This window comes from Streptomyces sp. NPDC059740, from assembly GCF_042733155.1.
Classification (GTDB): domain Bacteria; phylum Actinomycetota; class Actinomycetes; order Streptomycetales; family Streptomycetaceae; genus Streptomyces.
In genome coordinates this window covers 1-24,043 of sequence record NZ_JBHWGP010000060.1, presented here as the reverse complement: position 1 = coordinate 24,043, position 24,043 = coordinate 1, and the positions used below count along the sequence as shown (strand labels likewise).

Annotated in this window: 22 protein-coding genes and 1 pseudogene; 5 read left to right on the top strand and 18 right to left on the bottom strand. The window is 67.4% G+C overall.

Annotated elements, in window-relative coordinates; genetic code table 11:
- Positions 1–519: 519 nt before the first annotated feature.
- Genes ACFV3R_RS32885 through ACFV3R_RS32875 form a run of 3 tightly spaced genes read left to right on the top strand, consistent with a single transcriptional unit; the run spans position 520 to position 3,965 of the window.
- The gene (locus ACFV3R_RS32885) at positions 520–1,095 is read left to right on the top strand and encodes a hypothetical protein (protein WP_385590796.1); all 576 of its coding nucleotides are present in this window, start codon (positions 520–522) and stop codon (positions 1,093–1,095) included.
- The gene (locus ACFV3R_RS32880) at positions 1,070–2,314 is read left to right on the top strand and encodes an ATP-dependent endonuclease (protein WP_385590794.1); all 1,245 of its coding nucleotides are present in this window, start codon (positions 1,070–1,072) and stop codon (positions 2,312–2,314) included. The genes ACFV3R_RS32885 and ACFV3R_RS32880 overlap by 26 nt, the downstream gene beginning before the upstream one ends.
- Positions 2,301–3,965 (top strand): UvrD-helicase domain-containing protein, encoded by a 1,665-nt coding sequence (locus ACFV3R_RS32875; RefSeq protein ID WP_385590792.1) that lies wholly within the window; start codon positions 2,301–2,303, stop codon positions 3,963–3,965. Before ACFV3R_RS32880 ends, ACFV3R_RS32875 begins: the two co-directional genes overlap by 14 nt.
- Before the next feature lie 403 nt (positions 3,966–4,368).
- Here the strand turns inward: ACFV3R_RS32875 and ACFV3R_RS32870 are convergent, their stop codons facing one another.
- From ACFV3R_RS32870 to ACFV3R_RS32835, 8 genes are all read right to left on the bottom strand, one after another.
- Entirely contained in the window at positions 4,369–4,557 is a 189-nt protein-coding gene (locus ACFV3R_RS32870; protein ID WP_385590790.1) for a hypothetical protein, read from the bottom strand.
- Positions 4,558–4,833: 276 nt separating this feature from the next.
- A complete protein-coding gene (locus ACFV3R_RS32865; RefSeq protein ID WP_385590788.1) occupies positions 4,834–5,178 on the bottom strand; it encodes a hypothetical protein in 345 nt (114 codons plus the stop codon).
- A 228-nt stretch (positions 5,179–5,406) separates the two neighbouring features.
- On the bottom strand, positions 5,407–7,359 hold the full coding sequence (locus ACFV3R_RS32860) for a DUF3732 domain-containing protein (RefSeq protein WP_385590786.1): 1,953 nt from the start codon (positions 7,357–7,359) through the stop codon (positions 5,407–5,409).
- Positions 7,360–7,392: 33 nt separating this feature from the next.
- Positions 7,393–7,875, bottom strand: a complete 483-nt coding sequence (locus ACFV3R_RS32855) for a three component ABC system middle component (protein WP_385590784.1) — start codon at positions 7,873–7,875, stop codon at positions 7,393–7,395.
- Positions 7,872–9,113: an ABC-three component system protein gene (locus ACFV3R_RS32850; protein WP_385590782.1), complete on the bottom strand. Its 1,242-nt coding sequence runs from the start codon at positions 9,111–9,113 to the stop codon at positions 7,872–7,874. Before ACFV3R_RS32850 ends, ACFV3R_RS32855 begins: the two co-directional genes overlap by 4 nt.
- A 745-nt stretch (positions 9,114–9,858) precedes the next feature.
- A complete protein-coding gene (locus ACFV3R_RS32845) occupies positions 9,859–10,644 on the bottom strand; it encodes a hypothetical protein (RefSeq protein ID WP_385590780.1) in 786 nt (261 codons plus the stop codon).
- Complete coding sequence (locus tag ACFV3R_RS32840) at positions 10,628–12,769, bottom strand: hypothetical protein (RefSeq protein WP_385590778.1); 2,142 nt, start codon at positions 12,767–12,769, stop codon at positions 10,628–10,630. The genes ACFV3R_RS32845 and ACFV3R_RS32840 overlap by 17 nt, the downstream gene beginning before the upstream one ends.
- Positions 12,770–12,882: 113 nt before the next feature.
- Positions 12,883–13,422, bottom strand: a complete 540-nt coding sequence (locus ACFV3R_RS32835) for a hypothetical protein (protein WP_385590776.1) — start codon at positions 13,420–13,422, stop codon at positions 12,883–12,885.
- A gap of 232 nt (positions 13,423–13,654) precedes the next feature.
- On the opposite strand from ACFV3R_RS32835, the gene ACFV3R_RS32830 reads away from it, so the two are divergent.
- Together ACFV3R_RS32830 and ACFV3R_RS32825 are read left to right on the top strand one after the other, a co-directional pair.
- Positions 13,655–14,464, top strand: coding sequence for a transposase family protein (locus ACFV3R_RS32830; protein ID WP_385590774.1), 810 nt, complete (start codon positions 13,655–13,657; stop codon positions 14,462–14,464).
- 142 nt (positions 14,465–14,606) lie between these two features.
- Positions 14,607–15,357, top strand: a pseudogene (locus tag ACFV3R_RS32825) (transposase family protein).
- A 283-nt stretch (positions 15,358–15,640) separates the two neighbouring features.
- Here ACFV3R_RS32825 and ACFV3R_RS32820 read toward each other — a convergent pair.
- The 10 genes from ACFV3R_RS32820 to ACFV3R_RS32775 all read right to left on the bottom strand — a co-directional run bounded on the left by ACFV3R_RS32820 (position 15,641) and on the right by ACFV3R_RS32775 (position 23,845).
- Positions 15,641–16,414 (bottom strand): NAD(P)H-dependent oxidoreductase, encoded by a 774-nt coding sequence (locus ACFV3R_RS32820; RefSeq protein ID WP_385590772.1) that lies wholly within the window; start codon positions 16,412–16,414, stop codon positions 15,641–15,643.
- A 154-nt stretch (positions 16,415–16,568) separates the two neighbouring features.
- Positions 16,569–16,979, bottom strand: coding sequence for an ectoine synthase (locus tag ACFV3R_RS32815; protein WP_385590770.1), 411 nt, complete (start codon positions 16,977–16,979; stop codon positions 16,569–16,571).
- A gap of 63 nt (positions 16,980–17,042) precedes the next feature.
- Entirely contained in the window at positions 17,043–18,284 is a 1,242-nt protein-coding gene (locus ACFV3R_RS32810) for an NAD(P)/FAD-dependent oxidoreductase (protein ID WP_385590768.1), read from the bottom strand.
- Positions 18,281–18,478 carry a ferredoxin gene (locus ACFV3R_RS32805; protein WP_385590766.1) on the bottom strand — a complete coding sequence of 66 codons (198 nt, stop codon included), beginning with the start codon at positions 18,476–18,478 and terminating at the stop codon, positions 18,281–18,283. The genes ACFV3R_RS32810 and ACFV3R_RS32805 overlap by 4 nt, the downstream gene beginning before the upstream one ends.
- A 25-nt stretch (positions 18,479–18,503) precedes the next feature.
- Complete coding sequence (locus tag ACFV3R_RS32800; RefSeq protein WP_385590764.1) at positions 18,504–19,640, bottom strand: cytochrome P450; 1,137 nt, start codon at positions 19,638–19,640, stop codon at positions 18,504–18,506.
- A 129-nt stretch (positions 19,641–19,769) separates the two neighbouring features.
- On the bottom strand, positions 19,770–20,303 hold the full coding sequence (gene ectA, locus ACFV3R_RS32795; protein WP_385590762.1) for a diaminobutyrate acetyltransferase: 534 nt from the start codon (positions 20,301–20,303) through the stop codon (positions 19,770–19,772).
- Positions 20,304–20,367: 64 nt separating this feature from the next.
- Positions 20,368–21,630, bottom strand: a complete 1,263-nt coding sequence (gene ectB, locus ACFV3R_RS32790) for a diaminobutyrate--2-oxoglutarate transaminase (protein ID WP_385590760.1) — start codon at positions 21,628–21,630, stop codon at positions 20,368–20,370.
- Entirely contained in the window at positions 21,627–21,890 is a 264-nt protein-coding gene (locus ACFV3R_RS32785; RefSeq protein ID WP_385590758.1) for an acyl carrier protein, read from the bottom strand. Before ACFV3R_RS32785 ends, ectB begins: the two co-directional genes overlap by 4 nt.
- 123 nt (positions 21,891–22,013) lie before the next feature.
- A complete protein-coding gene (locus tag ACFV3R_RS32780; protein ID WP_385590756.1) occupies positions 22,014–23,510 on the bottom strand; it encodes a class I adenylate-forming enzyme family protein in 1,497 nt (498 codons plus the stop codon).
- Positions 23,510–23,845, bottom strand: a complete 336-nt coding sequence (locus tag ACFV3R_RS32775; protein ID WP_385590754.1) for a hotdog domain-containing protein — start codon at positions 23,843–23,845, stop codon at positions 23,510–23,512. Before ACFV3R_RS32775 ends, ACFV3R_RS32780 begins: the two co-directional genes overlap by 1 nt.
- Positions 23,846–24,043 lie beyond the last annotated feature (198 nt).

The window sequence follows — 24,043 nt, the reverse complement described above, 5'->3', positions numbered from 1 at the left end:
GGGCATAAATGCCCCTAAAGAAATTCCTGGCGGAATTTCACGCCCGCCGAATTCGCCTGACGGCGAATTCCTTGTGGTTTATTCCGGGCCGCTGACGCGACCCTAGGTTTCGCGCATGAATTTGCCTGACGGCAAATTCTGGTTTGTTTTGTGTGGCGGGTTATTTTGTTTTTGCCTGGCGGCAAAAAATGCTTTTTGGTGAGTTTTTGGGCCGCTGGCGCGGCCTTTTGGATGGGGTGAGGTAGTGTCATGTGTGGTTTGGGTGTGAGGGGTTGGGGCTCCTGACGGCGCCCGCTGGGAGGTGGGTGTGCGCCTGGCGGCGCTGGGGTTTGGTGGCGTGTTGGTGGGTTCTTGGCATTAGAGTTGCGCATATCCCCTTTTGGTTGCGATCTTTCTTCCGTTTCGTGCCGGTATGTGGTTGTGGGATTTTGCTGTGGTGCTGGCTCTGCTGGGTAGAAAGGCTATCTCGTGAAGGTTCGTCGGCTTTCCCTGGAGCATTTTCGTGGTGTCCGTAGCGGGATGGTTCTGCTGGACGGGCATTCCTTGTTGGTGGGTTCGAACAGCGTGGGGAAGTCGACTGTCTGTGAGGCTCTGGAGCTGATCTTGGGGCCGGAGCGGATGTTCCGTCGGCCTGTGGTGGACGAGCACCACTTCTACGGCGGGTGTTACCGGGCTGAGGGTGTGGAGTTGCCTGAGATCCGTCTGGAGGTAGTGCTGACCGGGCTGACGCCCGCTGCGGAGCGGCGGTTTGGGCCCCATCTACGGCCTTGGTCGGATGGGCTGAACGACTTTGCTGACGGGGAGGGCGGTGGCCTGGAGCAAGCGGATGCCAGTCAGTGGTGTCTGCCCGTGGTGTTCCTGGGTCGTTACGATCCGCAGGAGGACGACTTCTTCGGAGAGACGTTCTTCTCCCACCCTGTGGACTCGGCGGATCGTCTAGGTGAGGGGGCTGTCCAACTCGGGGCGGGGCTGCGGCCGTTCACTTCGAGAGGACAAGCGGCTGTGCGGGTTCTTGTACCTGCGGCCCAACCGGACGGGGAACAGAGCGCTGTCGTTCCAGTGTGGTTCGTTGCTGGACACCATTGTGCGGCTTGAGGCGGAGCGGGCCGGCCCGTTGTGGGAGAAGGCGCTGACCGACGTCGTCTCCGTGGTGGTGGCGGACGAGAGTTCGGGGTTCTCGAAGATCCGTGAGGAGATGACTGAGCGGATCAGGCGTTTCGTGGGCCTGACGGCCCACCAGGAGCCTGTCGACATCCATCTGTCGGAAGCCACCCGGGAGCATCTGCGGGAGACGCTGCGGCTGTTCGTCGCGACGCAGCCGGGGAGGCATGCCGTGCCGTTCAACCGGCTGAGCACGGGCACGTTGAACCTCCTGGTGTTCGCGCTGCTGACCTATATCGCCGAGCTCAAGGGCGAGAGCTCAGTGATCTTCGCGATGGAGGAGCCGGGGATCGCGTTGCCTCCGCACGCACAGCGGCGGCTGGTCGACTTCGTGACCCGGCGGATGGGGCAGGCGATCGTCACCTCGCACTCCCCTTACGTGATCGACAAGTTCGATCCCGCGCAGATCGTGGTGCTGGGGCGCGATGAGGACGGGACGCTGAGCAGTTCGCCGGTGGTCCTCCCCCAGGGCTTCAAGGCCAAGCGGTTCTCGACCAACCGGCGGCAGTTCGCCGAGGCTGTGTTGGCCCGTGCGGTGCTCGTCGTGGAGGGGAGCACCGAGGCAGATCTGGTGCCTGTGATCGCTGACGTGCTCGAGCAGGACCCCTCGGTCGTGGACTACGTGCATCCCGATCTGGCGGGTGTGTCGGTGTTCAACGCCGGAGGTGACCATGCGGTGCCGGCGTTCGCGCCGCTCTTCAAGAGCCTGGACAAGCGGGTCTACGGCATTCACGACACTCCGACGAAGCCGCTGTCGGAGGATGTCGTGGCCAAGGCCGACGACTTCGCCCTGTACAGGGTCATCGACTACAAGAGGGTCGAGGACTTGCTGGTCGCAGAGGTGCCCGCGGAGGTACAGCGGCGGTTCTTGTCGGTGGCTGGTGAGCGGTCGGACTACCCGGTGCAGTGCGGCTGGCTGCGGCAGGACATGGACGACGCCGAGGTGGCCCAGCTGGTCCGGTCGGTCCTCATGAAGCACAAGGGGAGCGGCTATGCGGCGCTGCTCGTCTCCCAGTGCACCAACCGTCGTGAGTTGCCGGCCTCGATCGTGGAATTCCTGCTGGAGGTCAACGCGGATCTGTACCCGCCGACCGGTGTCGTTCAGGACTCCCCCGCCACCGGTGACGGCGAGGTGAGCGGTGAACCCGAGTGACCTCCAGCTGGATGACAAGCGCCAGGCGATCCTGGACAGCACCGGGCATCTGCTGATCGAGGGCGGCCCCGGCTGTGGCAAGACAACCATCGTCCTCCTCAAGGCCCTCAAAGCGATCGAGGGGCTCAAGGACGAGCAGCGGGTGCTGTTCTTGAGCTTCTCGCGCGCGACAGTCCGCCAGATCACCGACCGGATGCAGGGCGTGCTGACGCGCAGCGTGCGGGCGCGGCTGGAGGTGCAGACCTTCCATGCGTTCTTCCTTGAACTCGTGCGTAGTCACGGGCGGCTGCTGGCGGGGCATCCCGGCGCGTTCATCACGCCTGACCGGGAGCGGGAGATACGTGCCGAGTTTGATGGTGACAAGAAGGCCTGGAGCGCGGAGTGCCGGCGGATGGCCCTCGAGGAGGGGCGCTACGTCTTCGACCTGCTGGCCGGCAGCGCCGCGCAGCTCCTCGAGGGCAGCCGTGCGGTGCGCGACCTCTACAGCAGCATCTACCCGATGGTCATCGCCGACGAGTTCCAGGACACCAGCACCGACCAGTGGCAGGCGGTCAGAGCACTCAGCGGGACGTCGACGGTGATCTGCCTGGCCGACCCCGACCAGCGGATCTTCGGGCACCTGCCCGGCGTGGATGAGGAGCGCATCGACCACGCCATCGCCCATCTGCAGCCGGACTGCTTCGACCTGTCGGCGGACAACCACCGCAGCTCCGAGGGGGGCCTGCTCAGCTACGCCAACGCCGTCCTGCATCACCGGCCCCATCCCCGGCCCGAGCGCGTGACTGTCATGCCGTACTCGCTGCTTTGGGGGGCTCCCCCCTGCGAGGTGCATGCGCACCAGGCTCTGCTGGCCCTGCAGGCCAAGCTCGAGGACGAGCTTGGCCGTGAGCCGACGATCGCGGTGCTGGCGACCACCAACCGGCTCGTCGCCAGCATCTCCGAAACGATCAGTGAGCGGAACGAGACGGCACGTTATGTGCTGGAGCCCGTCGAGCACATCCTGCACTGGGATCCCGAACTGGCCGCGTCCGCGGGCTATGTCGTCGCCTCCGTCCTCGAATGGCCCGGGCTGGACCGTCTGGAGGCGCTGACGCGCACTCTGAAGGCTGTGGCCGACTACTACCGCACCAAGTTCACGCAGCGCGGTGCCAAGAACGCACGCGACGCCGTCACCAAGGTCGAGCGGTCCCTCGGCCAGCTGCGGGAGGGCAAGCCGATGCAGGCCAAAACGGCCAAGGCCTTGTCGGTGGCGTACGACGCCGGGCTGAAGCTGGCCGGGCAGCCCGTCGCCGACTGGCGAGAATCCCGCTCCCGTCTGAGCGGTTCCGCGGAGCTGGACGAACTGTTCATGCAGGTCCGCATGCTGCGAATGCTTCACGCCACCGACCTGCTATCGCTCACCCTCGCCCAGGCCTGGAGCCCGGACGGCTCCTATCGGGACGCGGCAGCCCAGGTACGCCGGGCCCTCGCCGACGACCAGCTCGCCCAGGCCGACGAGGATCCGGTGGCCGTGAGCCTGATGAACATGCACCGCTCCAAGGGCAAGGAGTTTGACGGCGTCGTCATCGTCGAAGGAAACCGCCACAGCCGGCTCCTGGACGCCACGTGGGACGACGACGCATCCAGACGAACCGTCGGCTGCTGCGCGTAGCCATCACTCGCGCCCGGCACCGCGTCGTCATCGTTCGCCCTCAGGACGCGCTCCCGCTGACACCCGTCGGGCGGCCTTCGTCGTAGCCGACCGTGGAGAGCGGCAAAGATCCCGGCCGTGCAAACTATTCACCGGCAATAACCTTTTGCGGCCTTGCTATCAAAGACGTCGGGGCGCGAGGGCCCCTTTGTTTCGAAACCTTGGGAGTTCACCTTGAGGCCCAGGGCTATCCTCAAGCAACTGGGTGGGAGGGGCCACCTGACTTGATCCGCGTACCCCGCGTGGGCGGGGACGGCGAGGGCTCGTAGATGCCGCGCGGTCGCGCAACAGCCGAGCAGGGCCTTGCTGTTCGGCGACTTCGGCCCCGTCATTGTCAGTGCGGGGCCCACAATCGGCGCATGGCTCACGAACTGACCTCCGTCGGCGAGTCGGAAGCACTCACCAACGCCTTGCGTGCCCACCTGGCCGAGTCCCGCTTCGGTTTTGATGGCCTGACCGGGAAGGAGGCGACCTTGTCCATCACCTGTGCCGTGGCGCGGTGGGCGAGAGCGTCGGGCTGGAGGAGCAGGTGGGAGGCCCCGATGCGCTGCATCGATCCACCTCGCGAGCTACATGGGGGCTGTCGCATCGTCTGGTCACCACCTTGGTCGGCCGTCCTGGATCTTCGCCTGATCCGCAGCGACGGCCCGGCCATCGCCGTGGAGATCGACCGGGAAGACGCCAGCACCGCGGTGGACAAGCTCCGCGACGAAGCCCTTCGCGGCCGTCCCGCATTGTGGATCAGATGGCACGGGGCGCTGCGCGCCGAGCTTCCGGCAGGTGTCGCCCGCCTGCACCTGCCCTCGCACTCAAGCCGCTCCCCCATCCGCTACACGCTGGCTGCGGTCGCCGACACAGCGGCTATCGCTCTCGGCCAGCCCGTGACTGCTCCGTCGAGTTGCAGGGGCAGTGCCTTGGTGGGCATCACGTCGGTGCCGTCGGCCGTCTCCCGCAGCGCCTTGGCACTGTCGAACACGCTCACCTCGTAGCCGCTGGGGTCGGGGTCGTCGTCCAGGGTCATGGGGTAGTAGCAGGTGACATAGACCTCGCCGGAGTCGACGGTGGCGTCGGCGGCTCCGATGTCCTCCTGCTGCGAGGCAGTGAGCAGTTCGCAGACCGAGTCCTCGTCGACCGGGTGTACGTCCGGGGACGAGGCGGCCGCCGCTTCGGACACCGCAGCCGTTCCGGGGCCTGGCTGGGAGCCCGAACTGCAGCCGGCTGCCGTCAGGACCGCGGCGGCCGCCAGGAAGAAGTGGACCGGTACGTCGATGCATGGTTACCCCCCGCACAGAATGTAAAGAAAACGTGTGGGGGGGCGGTGATCATAGCCTGCCGATACGGCACCGGGGCGCCCGGTCCGCATCACGTTTACGACGGTTAATCAGCAAGCCTGCTTGTGTGGTCAGTTGAGCCAGTCGGTCGGGATCAGGGCCTGGCGACGCCCGTCAATCGGCCGCCAGTTCTCCACGATGGAGTCCTGGAACCAGGGGTGGTCGGTCAGGTTGGCGTGATCGCAGACGATGATCTGCAATGCGCCTTCGTTGAGATCTGCGACGTCGCGGAGCAGCTCGAAGTAGGCGGTGACGGTGTCCCAGTCGGCGTCCCGGACGGTGGCGGCATCTTTGATCTTTGCAGGGAAGAAGGCCTGGGTGGGCTGGTCGAGCATGAGGAAGGCGGGGACGGGGCGGCGGTGGCGCCGGAGGTAGGTGTGCAGTGCGAGGTGGGCGACCATGTGGTAGCCGATCCAGTTCTTGGCGCTGCCGATGCGGTTGAGCGGCAGGCGTCCTTGGGGGCGGCGGACGACCACGTTGAGTTGGTTGAGGCTGACGGTGACTTCGTCTGCGGCTGCTGCCTGCCCGAGGTTGAGGCGCTTGGCCCAAACGGTCATGTCGGCGGCGATGTCGGTGAGGCGCCGTTCGGTCTCGGCGGCGACGTCGTCCTCGTCGATCAGCGCCTGGAGGGCGGCGACGTTCTCCCGGGCTACGGCAAGGTTGTTCTGCAGGGTGGCCATGTCGCCGGACAGCGATCCGCTGCCCGTGGTGAGGGCCTGGTCGATGCGGCCCTGGATGCGGGCGATGCGCACTTGCTGGTCCTGGAGGCTGCGCATGCGCTCGTCGCTGGCGTTGAGTTCGCGCAGCTGGACTCCGTTGACCCTCAGCCGTTCGATGACGGTGGTCCGTTCGGTCTGCAGGGACCTGCGGTGCTCGTCGCGGATCGGCTGGACGGTCTGGGCCTGGTCGAGTTCGTCGGCGAGTTGCTCGGTCAGGGCGAGGATCTCGGCGGCCGGTGCGTCGGGGTGCTCCAGGGGGTGGGTGCACATGGGGCACACGGTCTGGTCGTGGTCGCGTTCGGGGCCCAGGAGGTTGATGGACCTCAGTCGTCCCAGTTGCAGGTGCAGTTCGCCGGTGAATGCCTCGCCCTGCTTCTGCCAGCGGTCCACCAGGGCGAGTGCCTGGTCGGCCTCTTGGAGCTGTTCCCGCAAGGCGCGCCGTTCTTCGCTCAGCTGATGGCGCCGGTCGGTCAGGTCGGGCGGGCCGACGACGGAGACGGTGGCGGTGAGTGCCTGTTCCAGCAGTCCGCGGATCTCATCGGGCGCGGGGGCTTGAGGCACCTCGCCGAGCAGGCCCTCGTTCTGGGCCAGGCGCAGCAGGGCCACTCCGTCGGCGTCGACCGCCTCGCGGCGGCGGTGGGCGTCGTCGAGTTTGCGCTGGGCGGCGCGCTGGGCGCGCTGGGCCTCGTTGAAGTGGTGGCGGTTGAGTGCCTGCTGGGGTCCGGCGGCGCCGAGGAAGTAGGGCAGGGTGTCCTTGATGGCCTGCGCCATGCCGTTCTCGGTCTGGCGGTGGAAGAGAGCCTTCTTGTCGGCGATCTCGTTCTGGTTCTGCAGGCACAGCAGGGCTGCCTGGGCGATGGAGACGTTGAAGGCGGCGCGTGCGGCCCCGGGCGGGGGCTGGAAGCGGAAGTCTTCGATGCCCAGACGGGCGCTGACCTCGGCGCGCAGTGCGGCGACGCTCGAGGTCGCGATGAGTTCGTCGGCGCGCGGCAGGTCGAGGGTGTCGTCGCCGGTGCGGAACATGGCCTGGGTAGTGGAGGCCCCGGCGGGCCGGGGGCGGGCCAGGACCATGCGGCTGTCGCGGAAGGCCACCAGCAGCGCGTACCAGCCCACGGTCTGATCGATGGGCTCGTCGGGCAGGGTGTGGGTGGTGCGTCCCAGGCAGTAGTCGACGATGTCGAGGATCTCGGACTTTCCGGTTTCGGACTCGCCGGTGAGGATGTTGAGCGCCCCGGGACGAAACTTCACGACCCGTGGGGTGGGCCTGCCGTCTCGGTGGTAGAGGGCCAGGGCGAGTAGCTGCATGGTGGTTCGCGATCTCCTTTGTGCCAGAGGGGGTCAGGGGCAAACGCCCAGGAGGTTGTAGGCCTGGGTGGGTTCGACGACGGCGAGCCAGCGGCCGACGAGGCCGGCCCGGCGGGCACAGTCCGCCACCTCTTCGCTCGCGGCGGCCGAGGCGGGCTTGGGGGCGCGGGGGCAGCGCAGGGCGCTCCCGGTGACGGTCAGAGCGTGGTGGCGCAGGGCGGTGCGCAGGCTGGCGCGGGTGTAGTCGGCCAGCGCGGCGGCCCGATCAGCGAAGGCGGCCCGGTGCTGGGGGTGTTCGGTGAGCCAGGCCGACATGGAGTGCACTGCCTGGGTCGGCAGGTCGTTGCGGGTGTCGGTCGGCAGCACGAACGGCAGCACGAGGAAGGCGCTGGCCCAGGACAGGGCCTCCTCGGACCTCTTCGCGGCGGCGTGAACGCTGGTGGCCAGGAGGTAGGCGCCGAAGGCGGTGTTGAGCAGGGCCTGTGCTTCGGGGACGCGGCGGTGGCTCATCGTCATGCATCCCGTGGTTCGTCGTAGTGGTTCTGGCACAGGTCCGGGTAGTCGGGGTGCCAACCGACGGCGTCCTCGTCGTCGACGGCACGGGGACGTCCGGCGAGGCTGTGCATGGTGCCGCGGCCGATCCATCCCTCCGTGGTACTGCCGGGGCGGGCGGGAAGATCGGCGACCTTGTCCATGGTGTCGTTGAGGACGCGCTTGCCCGCGGCCCGGCGCTCGGTGTCGGGGGTGTCGTCCTCGATCGGATCGGTGTGCCGGGCGAAGACGTGGTCCCACTCGTCCCACAGGCGCCGGTCGTAGCCCTCCAGCCCCTCTTCAGTGATCTTGAAGGTGCGCAGCCACTGCGAGCGCTGGGCGCGGGCGTGGTGGTAGTCGCGCAGGTACGCTGCGATGGCGCGGTCCTTGAGGCCGACCCAGCGCATCTGCGCAACCACCAGGTCGTCCTGGTACGCGGCGATCTCGGCGGCCGTGAGACGGCGCGCGGTCTCGGTGATGGGCAGGTTCTTGCCCGCGTACCGGTCGGTGATCTCCTCGAGGCGGCACTGCAGTTCCTGGGCGGTCACCGACGCCCGCGCGCGGCTCTTGTCCAGCGACTCCACGGCCACGCCGTACCACCACCCCTTGATGTCGTCGAGGATCGCGGGGGCATGCTCGCCGGGCCTGATCCCCAGTGTCCGCGCCAGCGTAGAGTCGAGGTCTGACATCAGGGGGGAGCCGTCGGTGATCTCGATGGCGGCCACCAGCCGGTAGCGCTGCGAGGGCGTGAGGGCGGTGAATTTTTTCCGGTCGTCGGCCGTGGTGGCGGGTCTGTCGGCTTCGGCGATCTGCTCCATGCGGGCCAGGGCATCGGGTACGGACCGCCCGGTTCCGGGGCGCAGTTGGTTCAGGAAGGTGCCCTCGGCCGCGACCTGCGTGGTGACCAGGCGCAGCAGCGGCATCGTGCCGGCCGACAGGCAATCCAGCGTGTGCAGGGCGTCGATCCACGAGGCAACGGACCGCCACACGTCCTCGCCCGTCTCGCTGAGGCGTCCGGCCTTCTCCCGGTGTTTGGACTGCAGCAGTTCGTGCGGTTCGGCCGTGGCCGCGTAGAGGAATTCGACGTCGTCGAGAACCTCCATGCGCACCTCGATGGTGGGCTCGTCCCAACTGTGGCGGGCCAGTTCCACGAGAGCCAGTTCGCACTGGTAGAGGTATCCGGTCATCTGGCCTGCCGCCGAATGCGACCCTGCTTGTGCCACGTTCCCCACTTGCGTCGAGCCTGCCTGCCGGCGGCCTCCCCCTGGTGCACTGCGGCCGCGTCGGGAAACAACGCGAGGTGCCGCGGACAAACCCGCGCACAAACTCGCCACTCCCCTGGGGCCGTAACGTAGCACCGGCCGCCGGACACCACCCTGTGTTCAGACGATCACCGCCGGATTCGTGCGGAGTCGGACAGGCGGGCCCCTCGAGTCTGCCGTGGCATCCACTGGCCCGGGTGTGGAGTTGATCGGCGTTCCGAATGGGCCCGGGTGCGGCGTAGAGCGAAGCTACTCGCCGCTGTCATTTCACAAGCAACGAGGGCTTGTTGACTCCAGGGAGCCGTGGTGGCGGGTTGACCGCCGTGCGCCCTGCAGTGCGCTGCTGGTGGGCGCCACCGTCCTCGATGATCACGGCTGGCGCCGAGGGACGGGGCCTCCAGGGCGGCGAACGCCCCGATCACGTTGACCTAGCGCGCCCCAACGGCCAGGGTGTGGGGAGCCGCATTCCATTGCGGCGAGAGCGGGTTCCGGTGTGGCCTGGTCTGGTACGACGCTGCAGCCGCACACGAAGCGCAACGCCTCCTGCGCCCTGTTCCCGATCTCCAAGTCGCCCCCCCCCGCTCGGGCAAAGGCACGTCCGAACAGCCGCATCGGGACCTTCAATCGCGACCGGGGTTCGGTGACGACTGCCCGGCGAGCATGCCGGGGAGTACTGAGCGGCGTGACGGGCTTGGTTCCAAGCACTTCAGCATTCCACCGTCCCTGGCTCCGGTGGACCGTGAGACGCATGTCCGTTCACGAAGCTCGCACGGGTGGTGATGGCCCGCAGGGCCTGGGCCACGCGAGGCTGGTCGTAGCGGGTGACGATCTGCGCCAGGCTCTCCACGAGGTTCGCGCGCTGGCCCGCGTCGAGTTGCTCGACGAAGGTCTGAAGCAGGCGGGCGGTTTGCACCCAGGCGTTGTCGGGCGCGTGGTCGGTAATCTGCTGTGAAAGCCGGTTGACGGCGGCGATGGTGTCACTGCCGGTTGCCTCGGGGTGATGCGTGATCCAGTAGGCCAGCGTCAGGGTCGGGGTGGCGGCCAGGGCGTGGTGGAGTTCTTCGGCTTCCTGCTGGCGTCGTCGGCGGGACTGTTCGTTCAGCCCCTCCTCGTGCAGCCGCCGTTCGAGAGCGGTGGCCGCCGCGAGGTCCTCGGCGGTCACCGTCAGGACTGCTTCGGCCCACAGGAGGCGGACCGGGGCGGCGTCGAGTTCGCTCCCGGCCCCAAGACGGGTGTTGATGTGGGCCTGCGCGGCGTGGTGTTCGCCCAGCGGGTACAGCTTGGCCGCGGCGCGGGCGGTTTCCAGAGCGTGATGTGTGGCGGCCGCGCGCGGATCGTGATGGCGGCGGGCGGCGGGCACCTCCTGCCACCGGCCGGTCAGTTCGGCGTGAAAACGGAATCCTGGCGTGTTGCTGGGCAGCGTGTAGGTGCCCTGGGCGAGCTGGCCGGCCCGCGGTGCCGGCCAGCCGGGGCGGTTACGGCTGCGGCGCATGGGTGCCCGTGGTCGGCGGCGCAGCAGGATCCTGGGCTCGGAGGCGGGTAAGGATCTGGTCGCGCAGGTGTGTGGCGGCGGTGTGCTGTGGGGCGGGTGGTGCGGGGGCCCAGCTGTAGAGGAGGTTCTGCATGGCGATGAGGCGGTTGGCGCTGTAGTGCGGGTCATTGGTGCGGTGGACGGCATCGCACATGATCTGCTCGGTGGTCTCGCGTAGTTCGGGGTGGGCGATGGCCGTCTGCATCCAGTGGGCGAAGGCGTCGGCGACTGCCGGCGACCAGCCGGCGGTGGGCAGGGCGTTGCGCCACATATTGGTGAGCCATGCGGTGTCGGCTGCGGGGTCGGTCAGGAGGGCGGGGCCGCTGGGGGTGCGGCGCTGGGCAAGATGGGCGAAGGTGCTCTGTGCGGCTGCCCGGGGAGAGGGCTGCGTGGCTCGGGTCCACGCGGTCAGTTGGTTTTGGATGTCCGGGCGCTGGGCGCTGTTGTCCCACAGGGTGTTGAGGGCCTCGCTGACGGCTTGGGTAACCGGGTTCGTCTGGGAGGTCTTGTCGTCGTGGTCAGTGGAGGTGGCCAGTTCGGCGATGCGGCTGAGCATGCTGGCGGGGTAGGCCTCGGCGAGTCGTTGACAGGCCCGGGTGAGAGCGACCTTGAAGTCGTCGGTGAGGGTGGCGGCTTCCTGTTTGGCCCACCGTCGGTAGGCGTTGCGGGCCAGGCTTCCTGCGTGGTCGTCCACGGCTGCCAGGACGAGCAGGTCGCAGGCGGCGTCCGGGTAGGTGGTGGACCATTGCTCGGCCAGGGTCTTCAGCAGCCGGGTTCTGCGGTGTCGGGCCATGGTGTGCACGGCCCACTGGCTGACGCGCCAGGCCAGCGGTGCGGCGAGGCCGTCATCGATGCCGGTGGCCTGGGCGGCGGTCCAGCGGGTGAACTCTTCGGCCAGATGAGGGCGGTCGTCCAGGAAGTAGTCGATGACGGCTTCGGCGTAGTTGTGGTACCGGAAGCGGATCGTGCCGTCCGGCTGGAGGTCTGCTTTGGCCCGGTGCGTCAGAGCGACGACGCCGAGGCCTTGCTGGCCGGTGCGCAGGGTGGGTGTCTCACCCAGGGCCTGGGCCAGGGTGGTGGAGGCTTCGTAGATCTGTTGCGAGCTCGCGCCTTCGAGTACCGCGGCCGCCAGCAGGTAGTTGCGGTAGTCGCTGTCCTGGTGGGTGGTGTGCCACTCGAGGAGGTCGCTGCGCCAGTCCTGGGCGGCTTTGACGACGTTCTCGACCAGGGTGTCGAAGTATGACTCGTCGGCGGCAACGCGGGCGGGCGTGAGGAGGCCCTTGTCGCGTTCGACTTCCTCCGTATTGACGATGGCATCTGCCCACGCCTGGATCTGGAACGGCGGAAGCTGGCCGATCCCCCGCCGGATGGGTTCGGCAGCGATCCATTTGTCGATGCTGACGATGAGGGGCACGCCTGCCAGGTGCTTTCGGAGGATGTCTGCACGCGGCGGCCCGGCCAGTGGGCGGCTGAGGCCGGTGGCTCCCTTGCCGCATTCCAGCCATGCCTGGGTGCCGATCAGGACGATGAGGAGCGACCCCGGGGGCAACTCGTTCGCGTCTTCGGCCAATTCACGCCCGAACCCGGCAGGCGGCGTCTCGGCTCGCAGGTCCAGGATCCAGCCGGTGTTGTGTTCGCGCAGGCCGCTCAGTGCGAAAGGTGTGTCGGCTTCGCGGCGGACCTGGCGGATGGTGGTGTTGCCCATACGGCGGTGCAGGACGTCCAGGGCGGTACTGAAGCGGCCGCTGCCGTCCGCCCCGGTAAGCACGACCACGGAGCCGTCGGTGAGGATCTTGTTGATCGCGAGGTCGTCGTCCTGGCTCCGGACGTAGGTGCGCAGGTGCGCGGCGACGTCCTCGCCGGTGAGGGCGGTGCCGCGCAAGCGCCGGATGCCCTGCTCGATGAGCGTGCCGATGACGACGCCGCGGTTGGTGACGACACGCTGGCTGACGTGTCCGGCCCAGTAGGCCTCGGTTCCCTGCTCACGACTCTCGGTTTCCTCCGCAGGGGTGCCGACGCCCGCAGACGTGAGGGGGGCCTCGGCGGCGGGTGCGGGGGGCGGTGCGGCTGTGCTGTTCCCATGCATGGGCGGCGGGTCGTCGATAGGAGCCGGCGGCGGGTCGTCCGGAGGCTGCGGGGACGGTGCGCTGAAGGTCACACGTGGGCCCTTCTCGGGGCAGCAGGACGGATAATGACGGGCTACCGGGAAGCGGGAGGAGGACCGATGTAGCGGGCTCGGATCCCCGTCATGTTGCCGCTCTCCTCGACCGTGCCGGCCTCCTGGACGGCGTCCAGGAGGCCGACGACGGTGTCGGAGTCGACGGCGGTGGCCGTGCCGCGCAGCGTGTCCATCTTCTGCCGCACGTACGGACCGGAGGGGGTGCGGTTCTCCTCCCCCACGAAGGTCAGGCGCTGCTCATAGATTTCCTCGAGCGTGCCGCGCACCCGTCCCAGCATGCGCAGCAGTCGGACGTCGTCGACGTGGATGCGTTCGGGGGCCTGCTGATATTCGTCCAGCACGTCGCGCAGGGTCTCCAGGTTCTCCAGCCGCTCGGCGAGCACGCCCTGGTCGGCGGTGAGCGGCAGGCTCAGTTCCCCGCGCAGTACGCCCTGGGTGTGGAGGTTGCTCTCCGGTTCTCCGCGCCGGTTCAGCAGGTTCTCCAGGCGCTGGTAGAGGAATGTGAAGGTGGCCGGAAGCCCGGCACCGAGCACGGCGGATAAGGCGCCGAGGTCTGGCATGGATCCCCCCCATTTTTCTGGCGCTCGTTGAGGCGGCGCGAGAAATTCTGCCCCACCCACCGGACCGAAAGTCACATGTTGAAGAAGATGACTGAAATCGGCCTTTTCTCTTGAGTCGCACGAGTTTCACCTGTATCTGCCGCACCACTTCGGCGCTCGAGGCACTGAGCCTTTTCCAACCTGCTCCGTGCGTTGTCCAGTCGGGCTGACAACGGGGTGAAGCCCCTGGTAGATGGGTTTTCGACCAAGAGAACCGTGTCCACCAGAGGCTTCGCATGCTTGTCTACCTTCCGGCGTCGACGTGTCCAGCTCTTCCCTGCGCCTCCTCGCAGAGCATCTGCGTGTGCATCGCCGGGCGATCGGGTCACGGTGGCGTCGGCTGAGCCCGGGCCGCCAGGCCCTACTCGCACTCGCCCACCTGCGGCTGGGACACACCTACGCCCAGCTCGCCGCAGGGTTCGGCATCGGCACGATCACCGCCCACCGCTACGTCGCGGAGGCCGTCGACCTCCTGGCCGCCCTCGCCCCGACTCTCGCCGAGGCGGCTCGCACCGCGTCGATGAAGGCGTTCGTGCTGCTGGACGGGACGTTGCTGCCGATCGACCGCATCGCTGCCGACCGTCCCTTCTACTCGGGCAAGCACAAAAAGCACGGCATGAACGTGCAGGTCCTCGCCGAGCCCTTCGGCAGGCTGCTATGGGCCTCACCGGCCCTGCCCGGAGCCATCCACGACGTCCGCGCGGCCCGCGAGCACGGCGTCATCGACGCCCTCACCGCGGCCGGCATCACCTGCTGGGCGGACATGGGCTACCGCGGCGCCGGGGGCACCGTCCGCATTCCGTACTGGGGACGATGGGACACCCTGTCCACAGGTCAGCAGGCGGTGAACCGGTCCCACGCGAAGATCCGCGCCCTCGTCGAGCAGGCCATGGCGACCCTCAAGTCCTGGCGTCTCCTTCGCAAGCTCCGCTGCTCAACCACCCGGATCACCAGCCTCGTCCAAGCCGTCCTCACCCTGCATCTGGCCAGCTCAGACCGATGATGGAGAAGGCTCACTGAGCGTTTTCAGCCTGGCCACTGATCGGGTGACGGAGCGGTGTGAAGGTCGGGGTGCGCAACGGACAGGGCTCCCGTGCCGTTGAGGGAGGTGTTCGAAGTCTCAACTCAGCAGCACAGTAGCCCTGTTGCTTCCCTATCCTGCCGCACTCGACCTGCCTCACGCCCTGGTCGAGTGGGTCACGATGGTCATCGTCACCCGTGAGGGTGGCCGGCGGTGCAAACTGCCGCCGCACCGCTGAGCGCTCGTCGCACTCGTGTACCTGCGCCGCCACGACACCCTCGCCCGTATCGCCGCCGACTTTGGGATATCCGTCGGCACCGCCCACGCCTACGTCACCTCCGTCACCGGCCTGCTCGCCGAGCAGGCGCCGGGCCTGCTCAAGACGCTGCGCGCGCACGACCCGGACTTCGTCCTCCTGGACGGCACGCTCGCCGAGTGCGACCGCGTCGGCGACGGCCGGGCCGACTACTCGGCGAAACACAAGCGGCAACGGGGTGAACGTGCAGGTCGTCACCGACCCGGCCGGCGAGATCCTGTGGATCTCGCCGGCACTCCCGGGCCGGTCCCACGACCTGACCGCCGCCCGCACCCACAAGATCCTCCGGATCTGCGAACGCCAGGGCGTCGCGACCCTGGCCGACATGGCCTACATCGGTGCCGGCGACTGGGTCACCACCGCCAGACGCCGCCCGCCGGGCGGCGAACTCCCGCCCACCGAGCGGACCCGGAACCGGGCCCTGTCCGCAGCCCGGGCACCCGTCGAACGTGGCATGGCACGGCTCAAGTCCTGGCAGATCTTGCGCAGGTCCCGCATCAGCCCCAACCGCATGACCGTCATCGCCAGAGCCGTCCTCACCCTGGAGAGGCAACGCTGAAAACGCTCACTGAGCTCTTTCCAACCTGGCAGGGGGCGAGAAGTTGGGCAGGTGGGACGGTGTCTGGACGTGGAGAAGCTCCTGATAGACAGGTTCACGACCAAGATCGCCTGTCCACCAGGAGCTTCCGTGTGCTTGTCTACCCCTCCCGCGTCGATGTGTCCATCGCTGCTTGGCCGCTCGCCTGCGGGCTCGCCATCAGCAGCGATGGAGGCACTGTCGTCGCGTGAGCGTGGGGGCGTCAGCCTGACGCACTGCGCGACTGACGAGGGCGGCCTCGGCGTCAGCTCTCGGTGCTGTAGTGGGCGGTGGTCCCTGTAGCGTGCGGGTTGAGCTCGGGGCGCAGAACCAGGTCCTCGTCGTAGTCGCCGCCGTTTTGGTGGCGGAACGGCAGCGGTCCGGTGTGCGGAAGGTCCTTGAGACGCTGGCGCAGGACGTTCGCGTGGAAGGCGTACGCGGCCTCGTCCACGCGGTCGGCTCCGTGGACGAGCAACGGAGGTAGGACCTCGATCCCTGCGTACCACAGCGTGCCGTGCTGGAGAGGGAAGAGTAGGTCGTTGAGCTCACCGTTGACGCCGCGGGGGCCGAGGCTCGCCTCCCGAGCACCGGCACTGACGACGACCATCGCGCGCTTGCCCGCGAGCGCCCCCTCGCCGTATCGCACTTGGCGTCCTCGGGCGTCGCGGACGCCGAAGGCGAACCCGCCGACGAAGACGCGGTCGAACCAGCCCTTGAGGATGGCCGGCATCCCGTACCACCACAACGGGAACTGCACGACGAACGTGTCCGCCCAGGACAACTTGTCGTGTTCGACGGCGATGTCAGGGGCCAGTGTGCCCCGCGCGAAGGCCTGCTGGGCCGCGCTGCCGACGATGAGCCGCTCGCCGTCGGGGTGGGAGAAGTCACTTGCCCTGACGACTGGGTCGAAGTTCATCGCGTACAGGTCGCTGGTGCGCACCTCGTGCCCGTGGTCCAGGAGGTGTTGGACACCGTCGCGGTACAAGGAGCCGTTCAAGGCACGGGGTTCGGGGTGGGCGGTGAGCCACAGGACTTTCACTGTAGGTTCCCTTCTGCCAGGTCCATGATCGTGGGCACCTACTCGGCCCGCCCTGGGCGACCCGCTGCCGGGGCCGCCCAGGGCATGGTGACGTCGAGTCCCCGCCAGTAGCCTGGCGGGGACTCCAGGGGGAGCGCCGGGGGCGGGGCGCGGCCTACTTGGCCTCCACCACCTCGTCGGTCAGCAGCGGATAGACCCCGTTCTCGTCGTGGTCCTCACGGCCGGTGAGGGCCGGGGTGAAGATGCACAGGAAGGTACTGTCCTCGATCGGCTTGATCGTGTGGTTGTCGGCGTCGTCCAGGATGTGGAGGGTGCCGGGCGTAATGACGTGTTCCTCGTTCTCGTCGCGGTCGACCAGAATCATCTTTCCGGAGATGCAGAAGACGGCTTCCACGTGGTTCGCGTAGCAGATTTCGGTCTCGGTTCCGGCGTACACGACGGTCTCGGAAACCGAGTACCCGAATCCGTCCGAAGCCAGCAGGATGCGCTTGCTGCGCCACGCACCGCTCGCCGCCGTGACGTCGCGGTCAGTACCTTCGATCTCTGAGATCCTACGAACCTGCATGATGTTCCTCCTGATCGTTCTTGAATTCTTGGTGCTATTACGAATGAGGTGAGGGCGATAGGGTTAGCGTGTTTTCAGCGACTTGAGGAGCTCGATGTAGAGACGATTGAACTGGGCCCCTGTGTCCAGGTAGGTCGCCCCGACGATCGCGCTCTCGCGCAGGTACTTGACGAGGACTCCGTTACCGGGGCGTTCGAGGTCACCCCGAACGATCTCCATGGAGTCCGCGTTCCTGGGGTTCCCTGCGATCTGGATGCGAAGTCCGAGTAGTTCGGTCGCAATGCTAGGGAAGTAAGCGACCCGAGTAACCTTCGACCCATATCCCAGAGATGACGCTAGCGCCTTTCCGGCAACATTTCCAGTGTCAATCGCATTTTTCCAGAATTCCATGCGGGTTAGCTTTCCCTTGCCCCACGGGTCGGGGTAGCGGGCGATGTCGCCGGCTGCGAAAACGCCCTCACATCCTCGCACGCGCATATATTCGTCGACCTGTACTCCGTCAGACAGGTCTAGGCCGTTTCCGTCCAACCATTCCACGTTGGGTACGCTGCCGATGGCCTCGATGAAGAGCGATCGTTCAGACGCCGCCCCGGGAGGTGACGTCGCGTGCCCGCCTCGGGAGCGCCTACTCGAGCGGTCACAGAGCAGTTCTTTCGCCGCCTCACCTGTCAGCAGGGTGACGCCGTTCGTGGTGACCCAGCGTCCGAGTGCTCGCGCGACGTCTTCGCCCAGGATCTTCTCGAAAGGGCCGTGCCTCATCGCTTCGAGCATGAGCACGTCACAGCCATACTCCTTGGCCAGCGAGGCGAGTTCGCACGCGACGAACCCAGCGCCCGCGATCGTCACGACCTCTCTCCTATGGAGCTCCTGGTGGATGGAGTGGGCGTCGTCCAGGCCGCGCAGCGTTCTGTGCGCGTGCGAGGCGCATTCCTCGTCGCCACGGGCGGCGGTCCGCGGGCGTACTCCCGAGGCGACTACCAAGCCGTCGTAGGGGAACGTTCCGCCGGTGCTCAGGTGCAGAACCCTGCCAGGCAGGTCAGCTGCCTCAACGCGGGTGCCGAGGTGCCAGTCGAGCGCGCTGGTCTCGGCCCCCTTGACTCTCAGGTCCTCAGTGATGGCCGCTCTGAGGCCGGCCGACGGTGGGTACCGCCTCTTCGTGAGTCCCGGCCGGTTGTAGGTGCGGTGGACCTCGTCCCCGAAGACGGTGATCCTGGCACCAATTTCGCAAGAGAGGACCGATTGAGCCGCCCGCAGGCCGGCTATACCGGAGCCGACGATGCCGATGCGCGGCGCAGTGCCAGTCATGCGACGTCACGGGCCATGACGATCGCCTGCAAGGGGCACGAGTCGATGGCGTCCTCGATCGCGTCGAGGTCTTCCTCGTCGAACGTCTCCTGATACGCCAGCTTCCCGTCGGCGTCAAGCTCGAAGTGATCCGGCGCCGAGATGGCGCACAAGCCGTGGTTCTGGCACTTGACCTCGTCAACAGTGATCTTCATGGTTTCCTCCGATCGGAAGCGGGGTTTAGAAACGCGAGGTGAACGTGATGGGCAGCGCAACCGCCCCCGTGTTGCCGGAATCGGGCAGCCACTCGGCGTCCTCCTCTACGCGCAGGTCGGTCAGCCGCGTGGCCAGCGTCGAGAGGGCCACACCGATGTCCGCACGGGCGACGAAGTGCCCAAGGCAGTGGTGCAGTCCGCCGCCGAACGCGAAGTGCGGGGAGCGCTCGGCGTCCAGGTCGATGCGGTCAAGGTCATCAAACGCGGCCGGGTCGGTGGCCGACGTCATGGTGAAGAGGTGGAGCGTGGTCCCCTTGTCGATCGTGCGCTCCTTATGCTGGAACGTTTCCGCCGCTTCGCGCGAGATCCAGCGGCCGATCGGGTTGACGCGCAGCGCCTCCTCGACTGCCGCGGCGGAGTAGCGCTCGGGATCCGATGCCAGCTTCTCCCACTGGGCAGGCTGCTTGGAGAACGCTTCGACGCTCAAGGCCAGTTGATTTCGAGTCGTGTCGATGCCCGCGAAGATCAACAGGATGATGAGGTTGATGAGCTCCTTGTCGGAAAGTTTGCCCGCGTCCTCGTCTCTCGCGTCCACGAGAGTGCTCAGGATGTCGTCCTTGGGGGACTCTCTGCGGCTGCGGACCAGGGACTCGGCGTACTCGGTCAGCTCGACGATGGCCTGGTCGATCCGGGCGATGTTCTCATGGATGGTGATGCCGAGGCCGAGACCGATCGTAGAGGCGAGTTCGTGGATCTTCTTCCAGTCGTTCTCGTCGATGCCCAGCATCACGCAGAGAATCCTGGTCGCGTACGGTGCGGCGAACCGGCTCGCGAACTCGGTGCGCCCCTCCTCGATCCACTCGTCCACCAGGCCATCCGCCAGTGCCTGGAACTTCGCGTGCAGGGGCGCTATCCGGCGAGGCGAGAAGGCGGGGTTCACCAGGCGGCGAATCCTGGTGTGCTCGCCGCCCTCCAGCACCAGCAGGGTCTTCTGCCACCACTCGTCGAAGTATCCTTCGACGACCCCGTGCTGGGCGGGCCACTTGGCCGACCCTTGCGTCAGCAGGGAGCTCTTCAGGAGGGCGCTGCTGTCCTCGTAGCGCAGGACGGCGATTCCCCAATCCGTACGTGCGTACCAGTGGGCGTCTCGTGCCTTCCGCACTTCCTCGGAGTCCATGCGGAAGTGGGCGTTGCTGATGTCGAGGTGATGTGTCGTGGGTTGCGTGGCCATGGCGGTCGGCTCCCAGTCGTCGGATGCGGTGCTGCTCGGACCAGTAACGGGCGGCCCTGATCAGCCGGCGGTCAGCGGGCCGATGCGGTACAGGACCTCGTCGTGGTGGCCCTCGCTGTCGGCGAAGAGGAAGCTGGGGAAGAGTACGCGGGTCTCGACGGGGGCCGAGTGCTTCTTCGCGTACTGCTTCAGCACCATGATGATCGCCTTGTTCTCGGCGGAGACAGTGGCCTCGACGTACCGGGCGCCGTTGGCGACCTGCTGGTCGGCCGCCTCCTGGAAGAGCTTGACGCCGAGGAACGGAATGCCGTGGCGCGGGTTGACGGCGGTCTGCCACACGAAGTAGGTCTCGGGCTCCTCCGGGCGGCGATAGCCCGTGAGGAAGCCGACGAGTTCGTCGTCCACTGTCGCGACCAGCGAGCCGTCGGCGAAGTCCCGGAACCACAGCGAGTAGTAGTAAAGGCTGTTGGAATCCAGGCCTGGAGTGTCCTCGACCATCTTCCACACGGCGGGTCCATCTTGAGGGACCGGAGCGCGGAAGACGGCCCGCTTCTTTCCGGCGGTGTTCGGCTCCGTGGAGGCTGCAGTGGGCATGGTGATCGTCATGTCGGGTCGGGGCCTTTCTTTCGTGTGTCTCTCATGTCGGTGGCGGACGTGGTCATGCCGTTTCGTAGACCGCGCGCTGCACGGTGCGCAGCCCCTCGTCGAGGTCATCGGTGGTGATGGTGAGCGGGGGCAGCAGCTTCAAGACTTCGTCGTGAGCCCCGGATGTCTCCACAAGGAGGCCGAGTTCGAAGGCGCGGCGTACGGCGCGCCCCGCGTGCCGAGGGTCGGCGAGCTCCAGGCCCCAGGCCATCCCACGGCCGCGGTAGGCCGATCCGCTGTGGTGTGCGGCAGTGTCCTGGAGCGCGGCCTCGATGGTCTGAGCGTGCGCAAGGGTCTGCCGCTCCAGCGTGTCGTCGCTCCAGTAGGTGTTGAGGGCGGCGGTCGCGGTGACGAAGGCCGGGTTGTTGCCGCGGAAGGTGCCGTTGTGCTCGCCCGGCTCCCACACATCGAGCTCCGCTCGGAACAGGCAGAGTGACATGGGCAGCCCGTAGCCGCTGATGGACTTGGAGACAGTGACAATGTCCGGCGTGATCCCCGACTCCTCGAATGAGAAGAAGGCGCCGGTGCGACCGCAGCCCATCTGGATGTCGTCGACGATGAGCAGCATGTCGTGCCGGCGGCAGAGCTGGGCGAGGGCGCGCAGCCACTCGGCGCGGGCGACGTTGATGCCGCCCTCGCCTTGGACCGTCTCGACGATGACGGCGGCCGGCCGGTTCAGTCCCGAGCCCTGGTCCTCCAAGAGTCGTTCGAACCAGATGAAGTCCGGGGTCGTGCCGTCGAGGTAGTTGTCGAACGGCATGGGGGTGCCGTGCACCAGCGGGATGCCGGCGCCGGCCCGCTTGAAAGCGTTGCCGGTGACGGCGAGCGAGCCAAGCGACATGCCGTGGAAGGCGTTCGTGAACGACACGATCGCCTCGCGGCCCTTGACCTTGCGTGCCAGTTTGAGGGCGGCCTCAACGGCGTTGGTGCCGGTCGGGCCCGGAAACATGATCTTGTAGAGCAGGTCTCGCGGGCGCAGCACCGTGTTCTGGAAGTACTCGAGGAACGCACGCTTGGCCGTGGTGGACATGTCCATGCCGTGGGTGACGCCGTCGTGCTCCAGGTAGTCGAGCAGGGTGCGCTTGAGCACGGGATTGTTGTGGCCGTAGTTAAGGGAACCGGCCCCGGCGAAGAAGTCGAGGTACTCGTGTCCGTCCTCGTCGTACATCCGGCTACCTTGCGCGCGGTTAAACACGGTGGGCCAGCTACGGCAGTAGCTGCGTACCTCGGACTCCAGGGTCGTGAAGACGCTGAGGTCAGGCTGAGTGAGCGTCATGCCGCGACCTGCCCCCTGTGCGTGGCGAGGACGAAGTCGGTGAAGGTGTCTACGGAGACGAAGTCGTCCGCGTCCAGCTCCTCCGGGTCGACGACCAAGCCGATGGAGTCCTCGAGGAACATGAGCATCTCGAGCATGGTGGTGGAGTCCAGGTGCAGGTCGGCGAAGAGCTTCACGTCGCCGGTGAGACCGGCGACGGGGTGCTCCAGGACGTCGGTGAGGGCGTTCTCGAGGGCGGTGACGACGTGCTGGCGGTCCATGGTCAGTTCCTTACGTGTGTCGAGTGGTTGTCGTTCTCAGGCGTTGCTCTGGTGGGGCGTACGGGGGTCGGTCAGTGGGCCAGGCGCGCTTGGAGGGCCTGTGTGGTGGCTGAGGCGGGGGGCCTATTCGATCAGGGCGGCCAGCTTCTTGCGGTCGACCTTGCCGTTGCCGTTGATGGGCAGGGCGTCGAGTCGGACGCAGCGGCGCGGGATCTTGAAGGGTTCGATGTGGTTCCGCATGCCCTCACGCACCTGGTCGACGGTGAGGTCCGCGACGACGGCGAGGAGCGCGGTCCGCTTGCCCTCGGGAGGCAGCACGGCGGCAGAGGTCACTCCGTCGACCCGGGTTGCGGCGGCCTCGACCTCGGTGGTGCTGAGGCGGAACCCGCGCTCCTTGTAGAGGTCGTCCCTGCGGCCGGAGAAGTAGAGGTAGCCGTCCTTGTCCTGCCAGCCGTAGTCGCCGGTGTGCAGCTCAGGGAACAGCCCCTCCGTGCGCGGGAAGCGCTCCTCGGTGAGCTCGGGGCGGCGCCAGTACCCGGCCATGACGTTGGGTCCGCGGACGACGATCTGGCCGATCTCTCCCGCGGGCAGCCGGCCTCCGTCGTCGTCGACGATGAAGACCTCGGTGCCTGGCAGCGGCAGCCCGCAGGAGCCCGGGTGGTCCAGGTCCCCATCGGGGGGCATGATCGCCGTGCGCTTGCACTCGGTGAGGCCGTACATCACCTGGATTCGAAGGTGGGGCAGGGCGGCGCGCAGCGCGGTCATGGTGGGCTCGGAGAGCGCTGCACCAGTGTTGGTGAGCAGGCGTAGACGGCTCGGCCCCCCGCTGCTGCGGCTGAGCAGCCAGGCGAGTCGGTCCGAGACGGAAGGCATGGAGGGCAGGACGGTGGCGTCCGCCTCCTCCAGGCTGCGCAGCAGCGGGGGGCCGACTTCGGCGACCGTGGCCAGGTGGAGTCGGGCGCCGCTGAGGGCCGCGAGGTAGACCTGGTAGAGGCCGTAATCAAAGGAGAGCGGGAGCGGGCAGTAGACGACATCGTCGCTGCGGTACTCCAGGCACTCCTGGATTGCGGTGGCAACGAACAGCACCTGCTGGTGGGTGCTGACCACGGCCTTGGGCAGGGAAGTGGTGCCCGAGGTGTAGATCAGACTGACGGGGTCCACGCCTAGGGCGTTCGGGCCGGCGGAGGTAGCGGCCTCGGCGGGGTCAGCGTCGAGTACCGTGCGCACGAGTTCGTCGAGCACGAGGGAGCGGACGCCGTGCTCGGCGGCAGTCCGTCCAGCGTCGAGGTCGTCGGAGACCAGCAGCGCGGGCTCGCAGTCGCGAAGGACGTGTTCCAGCGGCTCGCCGCGTACTTGATCATGGAGCACGCTGAAGACGGCGCCTAGGCGCGAGGCGGCGTAGATCAGTATGGTGATGCCGATGCTGTCGGAGGCGGTGACGATGATCCGGTCGCCGCGTCGCAGGCCCTCGTGCCGCAGGCGGGCGGCCATGGCGGTGGTGGCGGCGGAGAGTTCCCGGTAGGTGAGGCCGCGATCGCGTGAGCTCAGTGCGGCCGACTCCGGAGCGCGGTCGGCGGCTCGGTCCAGTATCTCGTGCAGGAGCTGCGGAGTGCTGGGCATCAGGCCTCCTCGGCCGTGGGAGTGCGGGCGGTCGCCGTGTGTGCCCGGCGGTGGGGAACAACGGTGGTGGCGGTCGCAGCACACACGAGTTGAGGCTCGTCGAGGACCTCGCCGGCGCTGTCGGCCTGTTCGGGGCTGGCGCGGATGACCTTGTGCGCCTCCAGCTCGACCACGCGGCGCAGACGAGTTCGGCGCACCAGCCGTGCGCGCGCCTCGATGTAGTCGCCAGGCCTCACGGGCGCGGTGAAGCGGATGTCGCTGTATTGGGCCAGCAGTCCTTCGTCGCCGTCCGTGCGGACGGTGATCTCGGTGACGAGGTCGCCAAACAGGCGCAAGATACGCGCGCCGTCGACGAGATCGCCCCCGTAGTGAGCCTCTTGTTGGCCGACGCGTACGCGGAGGAAGGCTGTGGTCTGTGCTTCTTGCTCGTCGCGGGTACTAGGGCGCGTATCGAGTCGTGATCAATCTGCGAGTTCCCCGCTCGCGATGATCGGTGATCCTGTAGATCGTCTTGCATGACGCGAGCGCAACTG